Annotated in this window: 13 protein-coding genes; 7 read left to right on the top strand and 6 right to left on the bottom strand. The window is 63.1% G+C overall.

The window, feature by feature from the left end; translation table 11 throughout:
* Nucleotides 1-73: 73 nt before the first annotated feature.
* Nucleotides 74-1135 (bottom strand): PA0069 family radical SAM protein, encoded by a 1062-nt coding sequence (locus tag K5Q02_RS05290; RefSeq protein WP_225837123.1) that lies wholly within the window; start codon nt 1133-1135, stop codon nt 74-76.
* A gap of 181 nt (nt 1136-1316) precedes the next feature.
* Here K5Q02_RS05290 and K5Q02_RS05285 point away from each other — a divergent pair, with 181 nt between their 5' ends.
* From K5Q02_RS05285 to K5Q02_RS05275, 3 genes are read left to right on the top strand one after another with little or no spacing between them, the layout of a single operon-like run.
* On the top strand, nt 1317-2414 hold the full coding sequence (locus K5Q02_RS05285; RefSeq protein WP_225837121.1) for an efflux RND transporter periplasmic adaptor subunit: 1098 nt from the start codon (nt 1317-1319) through the stop codon (nt 2412-2414).
* Complete coding sequence (locus K5Q02_RS05280) at nt 2411-3478, top strand: efflux RND transporter periplasmic adaptor subunit (RefSeq protein ID WP_225837119.1); 1068 nt, start codon at nt 2411-2413, stop codon at nt 3476-3478. The genes K5Q02_RS05285 and K5Q02_RS05280 overlap by 4 nt, the downstream gene beginning before the upstream one ends.
* Complete coding sequence (locus K5Q02_RS05275) at nt 3475-6558, top strand: efflux RND transporter permease subunit (RefSeq protein ID WP_225837118.1); 3084 nt, start codon at nt 3475-3477, stop codon at nt 6556-6558. Before K5Q02_RS05280 ends, K5Q02_RS05275 begins: the two co-directional genes overlap by 4 nt.
* Before the next feature lie 46 nt (nt 6559-6604).
* On the opposite strand, the gene K5Q02_RS05270 is transcribed toward K5Q02_RS05275, so the two are convergent.
* Nucleotides 6605-7012 (bottom strand): DUF2388 domain-containing protein, encoded by a 408-nt coding sequence (locus K5Q02_RS05270; RefSeq protein WP_225837115.1) that lies wholly within the window; start codon nt 7010-7012, stop codon nt 6605-6607.
* Nucleotides 7009-8010, bottom strand: coding sequence for a bile acid:sodium symporter family protein (locus K5Q02_RS05265; RefSeq protein WP_225837114.1), 1002 nt, complete (start codon nt 8008-8010; stop codon nt 7009-7011). Before K5Q02_RS05265 ends, K5Q02_RS05270 begins: the two co-directional genes overlap by 4 nt.
* A 98-nt stretch (nt 8011-8108) precedes the next feature.
* On the opposite strand from K5Q02_RS05265, the gene K5Q02_RS05260 reads away from it, so the two are divergent.
* On the top strand, nt 8109-8900 hold the full coding sequence (locus K5Q02_RS05260; RefSeq protein WP_225837111.1) for an AraC family transcriptional regulator: 792 nt from the start codon (nt 8109-8111) through the stop codon (nt 8898-8900).
* A 1-nt stretch (nt 8901) separates the two neighbouring features.
* On the opposite strand, the gene K5Q02_RS05255 is transcribed toward K5Q02_RS05260, so the two are convergent.
* The 3 genes from K5Q02_RS05255 to K5Q02_RS05245 form a co-directional block, all read right to left on the bottom strand.
* Nucleotides 8902-9681, bottom strand: coding sequence for a DUF1835 domain-containing protein (locus tag K5Q02_RS05255; RefSeq protein ID WP_225837109.1), 780 nt, complete (start codon nt 9679-9681; stop codon nt 8902-8904).
* Nucleotides 9682-9703: 22 nt separating this feature from the next.
* On the bottom strand, nt 9704-10777 hold the full coding sequence (locus K5Q02_RS05250) for a hypothetical protein (RefSeq protein WP_225837107.1): 1074 nt from the start codon (nt 10775-10777) through the stop codon (nt 9704-9706).
* Between the two features lie 72 nt (nt 10778-10849).
* On the bottom strand, nt 10850-12262 hold the full coding sequence (locus K5Q02_RS05245; protein WP_225837105.1) for an FAD-binding oxidoreductase: 1413 nt from the start codon (nt 12260-12262) through the stop codon (nt 10850-10852).
* A 505-nt stretch (nt 12263-12767) separates the two neighbouring features.
* On the opposite strand from K5Q02_RS05245, the gene K5Q02_RS05240 reads away from it, so the two are divergent.
* The 3 genes from K5Q02_RS05240 to K5Q02_RS05230 all read left to right on the top strand — a co-directional run bounded on the left by K5Q02_RS05240 (nt 12768) and on the right by K5Q02_RS05230 (nt 15817).
* The gene (locus K5Q02_RS05240; RefSeq protein WP_225837103.1) at nt 12768-13736 is read left to right on the top strand and encodes a tripartite tricarboxylate transporter substrate binding protein; all 969 of its coding nucleotides are present in this window, start codon (nt 12768-12770) and stop codon (nt 13734-13736) included.
* A gap of 61 nt (nt 13737-13797) precedes the next feature.
* Nucleotides 13798-14283 (top strand): tripartite tricarboxylate transporter TctB family protein, encoded by a 486-nt coding sequence (locus K5Q02_RS05235; RefSeq protein ID WP_225837101.1) that lies wholly within the window; start codon nt 13798-13800, stop codon nt 14281-14283.
* 10 nt (nt 14284-14293) lie between these two features.
* Nucleotides 14294-15817 (top strand): tripartite tricarboxylate transporter permease, encoded by a 1524-nt coding sequence (locus K5Q02_RS05230; RefSeq protein ID WP_225837099.1) that lies wholly within the window; start codon nt 14294-14296, stop codon nt 15815-15817.
* Nucleotides 15818-15861: the final 44 nt, after the last annotated feature.

Here is a 15861-nt window from a genome sequence, read left to right as displayed (position 1 = left end):
AACGCCAGGCGCCAACCCCGTAGCCCGGGTCGAGCGAAGCGACACCCGGGAATTCCAGCAACGACGAAGGCCGTCAGAACAGCCCCATCTGCTGCCCGGGCGGCGCGAACAGTGAGCAATCCAGAACGGCTCGCTTCGTACCGTCGTACCCATAACGTCGGCGGGCCAGTCGAAAGCGCTGGGCCAACAGTTCGGCAAAGTGGCCTTCGCCTTTCATTCGCGCCCCGAAGCGGCTGTCGTAATTCTGCCCACCACGGGACTGACGTATCAGGCTCATTACGTGCTCGGCCCGCTCGGGAAAATGGCTCTGCAGCCACTCCTCGAACAGCCCGGCGATCTCCAGCGGCAAACGCAGCAGCACGTAGCCGGCCGAGCTCGCCCCCGCCTCACGACCGGCCTCGAGCAGGCGCTCCAGCTCCATGTCGTTGATCATCGGAATCATCGGCGCTGCCATCAGGCCCACCGGCACGCCGTGCTCGTGCAGGGTACGCATGGCCCGCAGGCGCGCCTTCGGCGTCGCGGTACGCGGCTCCATGATGCGCTTGAGGTCGTCGTCCAGGGTGGTGACGCTGAAGGCCACGCTGACCAGATTGAGGCTGGCCAGCTCCTCGAACAGATCGAGGTCGCGAAGAATCAGCGCGCTCTTGGTGATGATGCTGACCGGATGGCGATAGCGCAGAAGAATCTCCAGGGCCTGGCGCGTCAACTGGTGCTCACGCTCGATCGGCTGATAGCCATCGGTGTTGATGCCCAGCGCGATGGGCTTCGGCACGTAACCGGGCTTGCTCAGCTGTTCTTCGAGACGCTCGGCGAGGTTGGTCTTGGCGATCAGCTTGGTTTCGAAATCGATGCCTGGCGACAAGTCCCAATACGCGTGGCTGGGCCTGGCGAAACAATAGATACAGCCATGCTCGCAGCCTCGATAGGGATTCACCGAACGGTCGAAGCCAACATCCGGCGAGCTGTTGCGGCTGATCACCGTCTTCGCCAACTCCTGACGGACCTCAGTGACGAAGGTCAACGGCGTCTGTTCCTGATACCAACCATCGTCCTCGGCCTCGCTGCTGGTGGGTGCGAAGCGGTTGTTGGGCTTGCTGGCGGTGCCGCGTCCGCGCGGGGCTGAAGTCGGGTTCATGGTGCAGGCTCGATAACTGTATATAAATACAGTATTCGTTTTGCCCACATCGGCACAAGCCACCTTCGTCGGCGCGCTCGTGCCGAAACGGGTACAGACCCTATGAGGTTGCCTGAACCGTTCGTCGCCTGGCGCGGTCGCATTTGCACACACCTTCGCTTCCTGCCGTGCCGGAGCCCCCATGCCGCCCGTATCGATCTTCGCCTCGCCTCGCATAGCCGCGGCCTCGCTGGCTTTCGCGCTGCTGGCCGGCTGTGCCGATGAGGCACCACCTGAGCCGCAGCATCCACGGGTCAAGGTGGCGACCGTGAGCCAGATCGATTACGCGGTCGACGCCACGCTGACCGGCGATATCCAGGCGCGGGTGCAGACGGATCTGTCGTTTCGCATCGGCGGCAAGATCACCGAGCGCCTGGTCGATGTCGGTGACAGCGTGCAGGCCGGCCAGGTGCTGGCACGCCTCGACCCGCAGGATCAACGCAACGCGGTGCGCTCCGCCGAGGCCGCCGCCGAAGCCGCGCGGGCTCAGGTGAAACTGAGCGCCGCCAACCTCTGGCGCCAGCAGCAACTGCTGCCCAAGGGCTACACCAGCCGCAGCGAATATGACAGCGCCCTGGCCAGCGACCGCAGCGCACGCAACAGCCTGGCCGCAGCCGAAGCACAGCTGGCCGACGCCCGCGAACAAAGTGGTTACACCGAACTGCGCACCGAGAGCGACGGGGTGATCACCGCCCGCCAGGCCGAGGTCGGCCAGGTGGTGCAGGCAGCCACGCCGATCTTCGGCCTGGCCCGTGAAGGTGAACGCGACGCGGTGTTCAACGTTTTTGAAGCGCTGCTGGTCGAGCCTGGCCAGGCACTGCGCGTCAGCCTGCTGGACAACCCGGATGTCAGCACCGAAGGCAAGGTTCGCGAGGTCAACCCTCAGGTCTCGGCGCAGAGCGGCACGGTGCAGGTCAAGGTCGGCCTGGAGCAGGTGCCGGCAGCGATGACCCTGGGGGCGACGGTCAGTGCGCATGTGCGCAACCCGGCCAGCCCGAGCGTCGAGCTGCCCTGGTCGGCACTCACCAAGGCCGAGCACGAGCCGGCGGTGTGGCGGCTTGGCGATGACGATACCGCGCAATTGCACCCGGTGCAGGTCGGCCGCTACCTGACCGACAAGGTGATCATCCGCGGCGGCCTGCAAGATGGCGATCGCGTGGTGGTCGCCGGCGGTCAACTGCTGCATCCGGGCCAGAAAGTGGAAATCGCCGAAGCGCGCGAGCAGAAGGATCAACCATGAAGCGCTCCATAGGTTTCGCCCTGCTCGCCGCACTGCTCCTGGCAGGCTGCGCCGAGGAAGAAAAGCCTGAGCCGATTCGCCCGGTGCTGTACACCGAGGTGCAGCAGCAGAACCAGCAGATTCTTGGCCGTTTCGCCGGCACCATCGAGGCCCGAGTGCAGAGCACCCTGGGCTTCCGGGTTGGCGGTCGCGTGGCCCAGCGCCTGGTGGATGCCGGTGCCGAGGTAAAGGCCGGAACCACCCTGGCCACCCTCGACCCCACCGATCAGCAGAACGCCCTGCGCGCCAGCGAAGGTGATCAGGCGCGCAGCGAGGCGCAGTGGATCAACGCCCAGGCCAATGCCCGGCGCCAGCAGGAACTGTTCGACCGGGGCGTTGGCGCCAAAGCGGTGCTGGAGCAGGCGCAGACCGAACTGAGCAGCGCCCGCAGCAGCCGCGACCAGGCCGCAGCCGCCACCCGGCAGGCCCGCGACCGACTCGCCTACGGCAACCTGAGCAGCGAATTCGACGCGGTGGTGACCGCCTGGCACGTGGAGGCTGGCCAGGTGGTCGGCGCCGGGCAGGAAGTGGTGACGCTGGCTCGTCCCGACGTCAAGGAAGCGGTTTTCGACCTGCCCGTGGAACTGGCCGATGCCCTGGACGACCAGGTGCAGTTCAATATCGCCTCCCAGCTCGACCCGAGCATCGCCACCCGCGGCCAACTGCGCGAGCTGGGCCCCCGTGCGGACGCCGCGACCCGAACCCGGCGCGCCCGCCTGAGCCTGGAAGACACACCACCCGGCCTGCGCCTGGGCACCGCGGTGGCCGTCAGCCTGACCCGCGAACAGAAACCGCGCAGCCTGCTGCCGGCCAGCGCCCTGCAGGAAGTCGACGGCCAACCCCGCGTGTGGGTCATCGATACGGCAGCGAAAACCGTGCACCCGCGCGCCGTGCAGGTAGTCGGCCGCGAGGGCGAACAAATCAGTGTCGAGGGCCTGGCGCCTGGCGACAAAGTAGTCAGCGCCGGCTTGAGTGAGCTCAAGGACGGCCAGGCAGTACGCATCGATGAGGGCGTGGCACCATGAACCAGCAGGCGCCGCGCAAGAACGGCTTCAACCTCTCCGACTGGGCGCTGCGGCATCAGTCGTTCGTCTGGTACCTGATGTTCGTGTCCCTGCTCATGGGGGTGATCTCCTACATGAACCTGGGTCGCGAGGAAGACCCCTCCTTCACCATCAAGACCATGGTCATCCAGACCCGCTGGCCGGGCGCCACGGTGGACGAAACCCTCACCCAGGTCACCGACCGCATCGAGAAGAAGCTCGAGGAACTGGACTCCCTGGACTACGTGAAGAGCTACACGCGGCCCGGTGAATCGACCGTCATGGTGTTCCTGCGCGACACCACCAAGGCCGGCGACATCGACGGCATCTGGTACCAGGTGCGCAAGAAGATCGACGACATTCGCGGCGAGTTCCCCCAGGGCCTACAGGGCCCGTCGTTCAACGACGAATTCGGCGACGTGTTCGGCTCTATCTATGCCTTTACCGGCGACGGCTTGAGCATGCGTGCCCTGCGCGACTACGTGGAACAGGTGCGCGCCGAGATCCGCAGCGTGCCCGACCTCGGCAAGGTGCAGATGGTCGGCCAGCAGAACGAAGTGTTCTACCTCAATTTCTCGACCCGCAAACTGGCCGCCCTGGGCATCGATCAGAGCCAGGTGATCCAGAGCCTGCAGGCACAGAACGCAGTAACGCCTTCCGGGGTGATCGAGGCCGGCCCGGAGCGGATTTCCGTACGCACCAGCGGCCAGTTCGCCTCGGAAGCCGACCTGCGCAACGTCAACCTGCGCCTGGACGACCGCTTCTATCGGCTGACCGATATCGCCGAGATCAGCCGCGGCTACGTCGACCCGCCACAATCGCTGTTCCGCTTCGACGGCAAGCCGGCCATCGGCCTGGCCATCGCCATGCGCGACGGCGGCAATATCCAGACCTTCGGCAAGGCCCTGCACACGAAAATGGATGAGCTGACCGCCGACCTGCCGGTGGGCGTTGGCGTGCATGTGGTGTCCGACCAGGCCGAGGTGGTGGAGGAAGCGGTCAGCGGATTTACCCGCGCCCTGTTCGAAGCGGTGCTAATCGTCATGCTGGTGAGTTTCGTCAGCCTCGGCATTCGCGCCGGCCTGGTGGTCGCCTGCTCGATCCCATTGGTGCTGGCCATGGTCTTCATGTTCATGGAGTACAGCGGTATCACCATGCAGCGGATTTCCCTGGGCGCGCTGATCATCGCCCTCGGGTTGATGGTCGATGACGCCATGATCACCGTGGAAGTGATGGTCACCCGCCTGGAAAAGGGCGACTCACTGCACGACGCCGGCACCTTCGCCTACACCTCCACGGCGTTCCCGATGCTCACCGGTACCCTGGTGACGGTGGCCGGCTTCGTGCCCATCGGCCTCAACGCCAGCTCCGCCGGCGAGTACACCTTCACACTGTTCGCGGTGATCGCCGTGGCGCTATCGCTGTCCTGGCTAGTGGCGGTGGTGTTCGCCCCGGTGATCGCCGTGCACATCCTGCCCAAACGCATGAAGGCCAAGGAAAGCGGCCCAGGACGCATCGCCCGCGCCTTCGACAAGGGCCTGCTGCTGGCCATGCGGCACCGCTGGTGGACCATCGGCCTGACGATAGCCATGTTCGCCGCGTCCCTGGCAGGCATGACCCTGGTACAGAGCCAGTTCTTCCCCGCGTCGGATCGCCCGGAGATTCTCGTCGACCTCAACCTGCCGCAGAACGCCTCGATCAACGAAACCCGCGCCCAGGTCGACCGCCTAGAAGCCAGCCTCAAGGACGATCCGGACATCGCTCGCTGGAGCACGTACATCGGCCAGGGCGCGCTGCGCTTCTACCTGCCGCTGGATCAGCAACTGCAGAATCCGTTCTACGCCCAACTGGTGATCGTCAGCCAGGACATCGACGCCCGTGATCGGCTGGTCGGCAAACTGAAGAAGCGCCTGCGTGAGGATTTCGTCGGCATCGGCAGCTTTGTTCAGCCGCTGGAGATGGGCCCCCCGGTGGGTCGGCCGATCCAGTACCGGATCAGCGGGGCGGATGTCGACCAGGTACGCAAGCACGCCTTGGAACTGGCGGCGCTGCTGGACAAGAACCCGGACATCGGCGAGATGGTTTACGACTGGAACGAGCCGGGTAAGGTGCTGCGCATCGATATAGCCCAGGACAAGGCGCGCCAGTTCGGGCTGTCCTCGGAAGACGTCGCCAACCTGCTGAACAGCATCGTCAGCGGCACCACGGTCACTCAGGTCAAGGACGACATCTACCTGATCGACGTGATCGGCCGGGCCGAAGACAGCGAACGCAGTTCGCCGCAGACCCTGGAGAACCTGCAGATCGTCACTCCGAGCGGCGTGGCCGTTCCGCTGCGTGCGTTCGCCACCGTCGGTTACGAGCTGGAACAGCCGCTGGTCTGGCGCCGCGACCGCAAACCGACCATTACGCTGAAGGCGGCGGTGGTCAGCGAGATCCAGCCGACCGATCTGGTCGCCGACCTGGCGCCGGATATCCAGAAATTCTCGGACGAGTTGCCCACTGGCTACAGCGTCGCCACCGGCGGCACGGTGGAAGAAAGCGGCAAGGCCCAGGGCCCCATCGCCAGCGTACTGCCACTGATGCTGTTCCTGATGGCCACCTTCCTGATGATCCAGTTGCACAGCGTGGCGAAGACCTTCCTGGTGTTCAGCGTCGCGCCCCTGGGGCTGATCGGCGTGGTGCTGGCGCTGGTGCCCACCGGCACGCCAATGGGCTTCGTGGCGATCCTCGGCATCCTCGCGCTGATCGGCATCATCATCCGTAACTCGGTGATTTTGGTGACCCAGATCGACGAGTTCGAGCGAGCCGGCGACTCGCCGTGGCAGGCCGTGATCGACGCTACCCAGCACCGCCGCCGGCCGATCCTGCTGACCGCGGCCGCTGCCAGCCTGGGCATGATTCCCATCGCCCGCGAGGTGTTCTGGGGGCCGATGGCCTACGCCATGATCGGCGGCATCTTCAGCGCTACCCTGCTGACCCTGCTGTTCCTGCCGGCCCTGTATGTGGCGTGGTACCGCATTCGCGAGGATGACCCGCAGGATCAACCGGCCAAAGAGTAACGGCGACGCGCCTACCCAGCAGGGTAGGCGCAGATCGTGAAAGTACTCAGAAACTGCCGTTTGATTGGTAGGCCAGCAGTGCTTCTGCCAGCTGCAGATCGCTGTAATGGGCATACGCCGTGCGCTGCTGCAGCACCTCGAGCGCCGCCTCCAGCATCACGCCCCGAATCTGCCCGTGGCTACCGACAAAGGCCGCTGCATCGTCTCGAGCCAGCTTCAGCTTCTGGTCGATGCTGCTGCTTTCTTCGGATGCCGCCTCGGTCATTTCAGTGCCATCACCGGGTAATGTGGTGGTGATGAATGGCGCCACCGTCAACACCATACCGTAGTAGCTACTGGCGCCCACTGGCTGATCGGCGAACTCCGGCGTTACCCTGACCCAGGCATGAGCCGGCAGGGCCGGCAGCAAAGCGATCAACAGCAGTGAAGCCTTGAGCAGCCTGCAGCGGCTCAATTCACGGCGACCTTGTTTTCGCTCGGTACACTCGTATCGACCCGTTTGGCATAGCGCTGGGCCAGCACCGCGCAGACCATCAGCTGAATCTGATGGAACAGCATCATCGGCAAAATCATCAGGCCGATGCTGCTACCGGCGAACAGCACCTGGGCCATGGGTACGCCAGTGGCCAGACTCTTTTTCGAACCGCAGAACAGGATGGTGATGCGGTCTTCCATGTTGAAGCCGCACCATTTGCCGAGCAGCGCGGTGATGCACAGCGCCAGGGCGAGCAGCAGGCAGCAGGCGAACACCAGGGCGGCCAGGGTCGGCCAGGACACCTGATTCCACAGGCCTTCGACCACTGCCGCACTGAACGCGGTGTAGACCACCAGCAGGATCGAACTCTGATCGACGTACTTGAGCCAGTTCTTGTTGCGACCGACCCAGCCACCGATCCAGCGGCGGGCAATCTGGCCGAGGATGAAAGGCACCAGCAGCTGCAGGGTGATCTTGCCGATGGCATCGAGCAGCGAGCCGCCGCTGCCGTGCACGTCCATCAGCAGCGCAACCAGCAGCGGCGTGAGGAAGATGCCGAACAGGCTGGAGGCTGCGGCACTGCAGATCGCTGCTGGAATGTTGCCGCGCGCCAGCGAAGTGAACGCGATGGCCGACTGCACGGTGGCAGGCAGAGCGCACAGGTAGAGCATGCCCAGGTACAGCTCGGTGCCGATCATCGGCGAGAGCAGCGGCTTGAGCGCCAGACCCAGCAACGGAAACAGGATGAAGGTGCAACTGAACACCAGCAGGTGCAGACGCCAGTGGCCGGCCCCGGCAACGATGGCTTCGCGCGACAGCTTGGCACCATGCAGGAAGAACAACAGGGCGATGGCCAGGTTGGTAATCCAACCGAAGACCACCGCAGCCTCGCCACTGACGGGCAGGAAGGTAGCGACGGCGACCACCGTGATCAGGGTCAGCGTGAAGTTATCGGGCAGTAGACGGGAGCGGGCCATGGGCAGAATTCCAAGCGAACAGGGGCAAGCAGTTGCCACAGAAAGGTGCACACTTTACCCTGAGCCTGGATTGCCGACTAACGCCATAAAGCCAGATCATGTCGCCAAACGGACAAAACTTCATTGCCGAACGTAGCGTTCCCCAGCTTGAACGCCTGCCGCGACCGCTCTATGCGCGCAATGAATCGCTACGCCGGCAGACCGGCACGCCGCGCCATAGTCACACGTGGGTGCAGCTGACTTATGCCATCCAGGGCGTGCTGCATGTGCGCACCGCCGTCGGCAGCTTCGTCGCGCCTCCGCAGCGTGCTATCTGGATTCCCGCAGGGCTGGAACACGAAGTGCTGAGTTCGCCGAACACCGAAATGCGCAGCCTCTACCTGGACGACAGCTCAATCGATCCGCTGCCCGGCAGTTGCCGTGTACTTGGCGTGGACGCCCTGACCCGCGAGCTGATTCGCAGCTTTTGTGAGCTGCCGGTGGAATACGATGAAGCAGGGCCGGACGGGCGCCTTGCACACGTCCTGCTAGACCGCCTGCGCGCAGCGCCAGAAGTGCACCTGTCATTACCGCTGCCGAGCGACCCGCGCCTGCAAACGCTGTGCAAACGCCTGCAGAAAAGACCGGACGACGACCGCACGCTGGCAGCCTGGGGCGAAAATCTCGGCGTATCGGAAAAGACCCTGAGCCGCCTGTTCCTGCGCGATACCGGCCTCACCTTCCGCGCCTGGCGCCAACGCCTGCGCCTGCTCGGCGCCCTGACGCCGCTGGAACAAGGGCAGCGCGTCACCGACGTGGCACTGCTCTGCGGCTACGATTCCACCTCGGCCTTCATTGCCGCATTCCGCCAGCAGTTCGGCGCCACGCCGGGGGAGTTCTTTCGCGGCTGAGTTAACAGCCGCGACGCACTTGCAACGATGAATAACCATGCTCGCCCGGCTCGCCGCTGAGCACCAGCTGGCCTGCTGCGGCCAGTTCGCGGGCGCGCCAGAACAGGAAGTAATCGCTGGCGAAGAATCCATCGGTACGCGCCATCACGTCAGCCATGACGCGGGCCAGTGGCTTGGGCTCGGTGCCGGCGTGACGCAGCAGAGCAGCGTCGATGAGCTGATAATCCTCTGCGGCAAAAACGCCTGTCTGCCAACGATGAACGTGACCGCCATCGGCCAGCACGGCGCGCCACTGTGCGGCCAGCGCTGCACGACGCGCTGGATCGACCGGGCGAGGCTTGGCCAGGGCGAACAGCGCCTGCGGTGCGTGCATGGCGACCGCTTTGCGGCTCTGCACCCAGCTGTTGCCGGTGCCGCAGACCACCTCGAGCAACAGCACATCACTGCCCTCCAGCGCATGCGCCACCCGCGCCAGCAGCAATTGCTCGCTGGCACTGTCGCCATGCCAGACGGTGACGGGACGCGCCTGCCGGGAGAGGTCGGTGATCCACTGCGCATCGGCGGGCAACCCAGCCGCGAAGTCCGGAACCGGCGTTACGCCCTCGGGCCACACCGCGCTCCAAAACGCCACGCGCGCCGTACAGGGCGGCGCGTCGACATCGCCCAGCGGGCCGACCGCAAGGTCGTCACGCAGTACCCGCAACCCCTCATCGGCAGCCTGTTGCCCGATCACATGGCTTACGCCTTCTACGGCGTTGTCGCCACATACCAGATGCCACATAGGTGCTCCTTATCGAGCGAGGTCACGGGGTGAGCTGGACATCCAGCGCTGGCTTGTCGCCCTGCTGCCAGGTGCCTGTCAGGCTGCCATCGGCCTGGAACTCGAGTTCGAAGCGGGCCGGCGGCTCGCTGCTTTCGTGGAGGGTGACGAAGTCCTGCTGATGCTCGCCACCGAGATTGATGTACTTGGCGTGTTTATCGTAGAAGTAGCTGGCGGACAGGCTGTGGTCGGCATACAGCTGCTCGATCACCAGGGTGACCGGATAGCGCCCAACGGTACCGTGGTAAACGCCTTGCGCAGTGCTGTTGACCGGCAGCGCACAATCACTGCGTTTTTCCAGTAACAGGCAGCGTCCGTAAGAACTGAGATCGCCGCTCAGGGCTTGGTAGCTGAAACTGTTGGAAAACTCGCCGAGGTCGTCAAGGGCACGGCTGGCGTGGTTGGCGCAGCCCTCACCAATCAGAGCCAGGCTATCGGTGCCCAGCTGCACACGGTCATAGTCGAGGCTGATGTCGCGGCGCGTATCCAGGCAGTAGGAATACATGTTGCGCTGCCCTTCGAGCCACTGCTCGTCGTCACTCAAGTTATCGGGATCAGCGGGTTTGCTCGGCGGCAGCGCCTTGAGGAAGTCCTCCAGGCGCTTGACCCTCAAGCTCTGCACTTCGCCTTGCAGACGCAACAGCCCCTCGGGGGTCAGCAGTTGCGGCAAACCGATAGGGCGGCCGCTGGCCAGATCGAAGTTGTAGCTGCGTGAACTCTGACTGGTATAGGCGCCCGTGGACTCACCCTCGATGTTCAGGGACAGATAACCCGGCCCCTCACCAAGAACCTGATAATCGAGGCTGTTCACGCCCCACATCTCACCGTCTTTAGGCTGCACGTTCTCGAACGGCGACTTGGCCGAGCGTCCCGGTAGCGCCTGCAATTCGAGGGTATGCAGAAAGGTGTTGATGCGCCCGATGGCAGGGCTATCGCCAACCAGCAGCGGGAAGCGATAGGTTTCCCAGTCACTGCGCTTGGCGGTGAGGTCATCGATACGCACATCGGCCAACGCAGGTATGGCGATGGCAAGCAGAGGCAGCAGCAGGAAGCGCACGAGAAACGTCCTTATTCATGTCCCGGGAAGCTGGCAAGTATCCGCCAGTGAAAACCCGAACTCCACAAAGATTCAGAGCAGCTTGCCGGGGTTCATCAGCCCTGCGGGATCCAGCGTCTGCTTGATGCTGCGCATCAGTTCCAGCTCCAGCGGCTGTTTGTAATGACGCGCCGCCTCGCGCTTGGCCTGGCCCAGGCCATGTTCAGCGCTGATGCTGCCAGCGAAGTCGCGGGTCACTCCGTAGATGACATGCATGATCGCCTCGGCCTGAGCCTTGAAAGGCGCATCTTCGCTGCCCGGCGGCTTGCTGATGTTGTAGTGCAGGTTGCCGTCACCCACGTGACCGTAGGCAACGATGCGCACGCCCGCAAAAGCCTCTTGCAACTGGCGGTCGGCGGCTTCGATAAAGGCGGGGATGCTGCTGACCGGCACGCTGATGTCGTGCTTGAGGCTCGGCCCTTCATGGTTCTGCGCTTCCGAGATGCCTTCGCGCATCTTCCACAGCGCCGCCACCTGGGCTTCGCTGCCAGCCACCACGGCATCCAGCGCCTCGCCGTGTTCGAGGGCCTCGCCCAGACCGCTTTCCAGCATCTCGGCCAACGGCGCAGCGACCAGCGTGTCGCTCAGCTCGATCAGCACGTACCAGGGATGAACCTCGGCGAACGGATCGTTGCAGCCAGCCACATGCCGCAGGACGAACTCCACGCTCTGCCGCGACATCAGCTCGAAACCGGTCAGGCGATCACCGCACAGGGCGCGCATGCGCCCGATCAGATCGACTGCCGCCTGCGGGCTCGGCAGCGCCACCCAGGCGGTGGTGCGGCTGCGCACGGCGGGATACAGCTTGAGCACCGCCGCAGTGATGATGCCCAGCGTGCCCTCGGAGCCGATGAACAGGTGCTTGAGATCGTAGCCGGTGTTGTCCTTGCGCAGGCCGCGCAAGCCATCCCAAATGCGTCCATCGGGCAGCACCACTTCGAGGCCCAGGGTCAGGTCACGCATATTGCCGTAACGCAACACGGCGGTACCGCCGGCATTGGTGGCCAGATTGCCGCCGATGGTGCAACTGCCCTCGGCCCCCAGGGACAGCGGAAACAACCGCCCTGCTTCGGCGGCGGCCTCCTGCAGGCGCTGCAGGATCACGCCAGCCTCGACGGTGATGGTTTCGTTGGCCGGGTCGACCTGGCGGATCCGCGTCATGCGGGTCAGCGACAACACCACCTGGCTACCCGAGCCGTCGGGAATCGAGCCGCCGCACAACCCGGTGTTGCCACCCTGAGGCACCAGGGCGACACCTGCCTTGCTGCAAATACGAACGATGGCTGCGACTTCCTCGGTAGAGGCCGGGCGCACGACCAGCGCCGCATTGCCGCGATAGGCATTGCGCCAGTCACTGAGATAACCCTCCATTGATTGCTTATCTCTGATCAGGCCCGTCGCGCCCACCACACTCTCGAGTTCATCGCACAATTGTTCAAACTGCATACTCGGCAGACTCCCAGTCAACATACTCGTAAATAGCCAATCGAATTCGGCTCGATAAGCCAAGAGTATCCAACATAGACATACGTCATCATACGATTAAGAGCAAAATCGGCAAGTATCCGCCTATTTTATTTGAAAGATAACGATACAAATAAATAAAGTCCAAAATGATACACATAATTAATCGTTTAAAATCATACAGTTAAAATAATGAAACATTTCTAAGTCCAACTTATCACTGATGTTTCATTGACAGATCAAAGTCAGCAGCCAATCATCTGTTCACGTCATATGACAACGTACGACGCTAACTAATAATAAGCACAGGATTTACTCCCGCCATGAATATCAGTACCGCCCGCAGTCGACTCTGACGCCACAACGCCCCCCAAATACATGACTCACCTGCTGACTTAGTTGTCCGGCCGGGTTGGGCTTCCTATTAAGTGCGCGCTCGAAACAAGCCATCGAGTTATTCAAGCGTGGCGTTACCGGAGAACTTCCAATGAATAAAATTCTGTCCGCGACCTTACTGTCCACAGCCCTGCTGACCACCTCTGCAACAACCTTCGCCCAAGAGCCGAACTGGCCGACCCGAGCCGTGCAAGTGGTTGTTCCGGCCAATGCCGGGGGTGACACCGATTTCAACGCCCGGATGATGGCCAAGTACTTCACGCAGATCACCGGCAAGCCGATGGTCATCACCAACATGGGCGGTGGCGGTGGCACCGTGGCGGCCTCCCACGTGAAGGAGTCGGCAGCCGACGGTCACACCATCCTGTTCACCCACACCGGCCAGTTGATCGTTAACGAAGTGGCAGGACTCAGCGAAGACAGCTACGACGCCTTTGAAGTGTCGTGCATCGCCGGCGTCGACAAGGCATCGATCTTCGTCGCCTCGAAGCAATCGGGCATCGACAGCGTGGAAAAGCTGATCGAACGCGCCAAGGAAAAACCACGCAGCATCACCTACGGCACCGAGATGGGTAACTTTTCCCACCTGCAGGGCCTGATGTTCGAGAAGCGCACCGGTACCGAGCTGCGCTACATCGACACCGGCACCGTTGCCGAGCGCATCGTCGCGCTGCTGGGCGGTCGTATCGACATGGGCGCCATCAGCTACGGCGCGCTGCAGGACTACATCCAGGGCGGCGCCATGAATGCCCTGGCCCAGCCCAACGACGAGCGTAACCCGCTGGTTGGCGACATCCCCACCTTCCGCGAGAAGGACGTCGACCTGGTCGTCGAGAAGCCCTATGTCGTGGCCTTTCCCAAAGGCACCGACGCCGCCATCGTCGCCAAAATGGCCGACGTGATGAAAGAAATCACCGAGATCCCGAGCTACGGCGAAGAGCTGGCGAAAACCTACAAGCAGCCGGTGACTTACTACGGTACCGACGATGCTATCGCCATGCTCAAGGAGCACCGCGAAGAGTTCATGCAGTTCAAGGATGCGTTACGCCAATCGAAGTGATCCACGCAGCCGGAAGCCCACGCTTCCGGCTTTTTCATTCTCTGATCCATAGGAGTTCGCTGTGGATGCTTACAAGCGAAAAGAGCTGATCACCGGCGGCTTCATGCTGGTCGCTGGCGTGGCTTATCTGCTGGCCACCATGGCCCTGCCACGCAAGTCGTTCATCGACGCCGCGTTCGTGCCTTACGTGCTGGCGATCTTTATGTGTGTACTGGGCGGGCTGCAACTGGTGTTCGGCGCCCGTAAAGCGCCTGCGGCTGAAGCCGAGGCAGCTGCCGACGGCAAGAAAGATGAAGTCTCCGAATACCTGACGGTGATCAAGACCCTCGCGCTGATCGCCGCCTACATCGCCACACTGGAACCGATCGGGTTTCCGATCGTGACTGCGGTTTACCTCTACCTGCAGTTCATCGTCCTGACGCCTCACGGGCAGAAGATCCGCCACGTGATGTATGCCATCACGGCGCTCATCTCGGCCATCGTCATCTTCCTCATCTTCCGCCAGGGCTTCGATCTGATGCTGCCCTCCGGCATCCTGAACATCTAGGAGGCGCGCGATGCTCGACTTGATGCAACACGGCTTCGCTGCAGTCTTCTCGATGCAGATATTCATCCTCATCACGATCGGCGTGGTGGTTGGCATCATCTTCGGCGCGGTGCCGGGTCTGTCCGCCACCATGGCCGTGGCGCTGTGCCTGCCGCTGACCTTCACAATGGGACCGGCCGCCGGCCTTTCGCTGTTGGTCGCTCTCTACGTGGGGGCGATTTCCGGCAGTTTGATTCCGTCGATTCTGCTGAAGATACCCGGGACGCCCTCATCGATCGCCACGGTGTTCGATGGTGGGCCGATGATGGAGAAAGGCGAAGGCTTCAAGGCCCTCGGCATCGGTATCGTGTTCTCGTTCCTGGGTACCATCTTCGGCATCGGCGCACTGATGTTCATCGCGCCGATTCTGGCCAAGGTGGCGCTCAGCTTCGGGCCCCATGAATACTTCGCCATCGCCATTTTCTCGCTGACCCTGATCGCCACGCTGTCCACCGGTTCGCTGACCAAGGGCGTGTTTTCCGGCGCTCTGGGCTTCGCCTTCTCCACCGTCGGCATTGCCCCGGTGGATGCGATTCGCCGCTTTACCTTCGACCAGTCCAACCTCAATGGCGGCTTCGCCATGCTGGCGGTAATGATCGGCATGTTCGCCGTGGCCGAGGTGATACGCCTGGCCGAAACCGGACGGCATGCCGGCAAGACCAAGGTCGCCCCGCTGGACATGTCCAAGGTCAAAGGCTTCGGCTTCTCGCTGAAGGAATTCGTCGGCCAACTGCGTAACGCCTTCCGCTCGGCAATGATCGGCCTGGGCATCGGCGTGCTACCCGGCGTCGGCTCGGGCACCTCGAACATCGTCTCCTACATCGTCGCCAAGAAACGCGACAAGGATCCGGACTCCTACGGCAAGGGCAACCCGGGCGGCGTGGTCGCCAGTGAAACCGCCAACAGCGCCGGCATCGGCGGCGCCATGGTGCCGCTGCTGACCCTCGGCATTCCCGGCGACACGGTCACCGCCATGCTGCTCGGCGGCTTCCTGATCCACGGTATCCAGCCGGGGCCGCTGCTGTTCATCACTCAGGGCCCGCTGGTCTACACCATCTTCGCCGCGCTGATTCTGGCCACGGTGATCATGCTGGTGCTGGAGTTCTACGGCCTGCGCATCTTCATCAAGCTGCTGTCGGTGCCCAAGCACATCCTGCTGCCGATCATCCTGGTGCTCTGCGTGGTGGGTGCCTTTGGCCTCAACAGCCGCCTGTTCGACGCCTGGAGCATCCTGCTGTTCGGGATCATCGGTTACGGCTTCATCAAGGCGGGTATGCCGGCACCGCCGTTCATCATCGGCTTCATCCTCGGGCCGATGGCGGAGACCAACCTGCGCCGTGGCCTGATGTTGTCCGATGGCAACTTCAGCGCCTTCCTGACCAGCCCGATCTCAGCCACCTTCCTGGGCCTGGCCGCGCTGTCCGTGCTCTGGCACGCCTATGGCCTGCTGCGCGCCAAGAAGCAGAAACCTGCTGAAGCGCTGTCGCCCAGCTAGCGATCACCCCTGAAACAAAACAAGCGCCTTCGGGCGCTTGTTTT

The organism is Pseudomonas sp. MM211 (assembly GCF_020386635.1).
GTDB lineage: Bacteria > Pseudomonadota > Gammaproteobacteria > Pseudomonadales > Pseudomonadaceae > Aquipseudomonas.
This window is presented reverse-complemented; position numbering and strand designations above follow the sequence as displayed.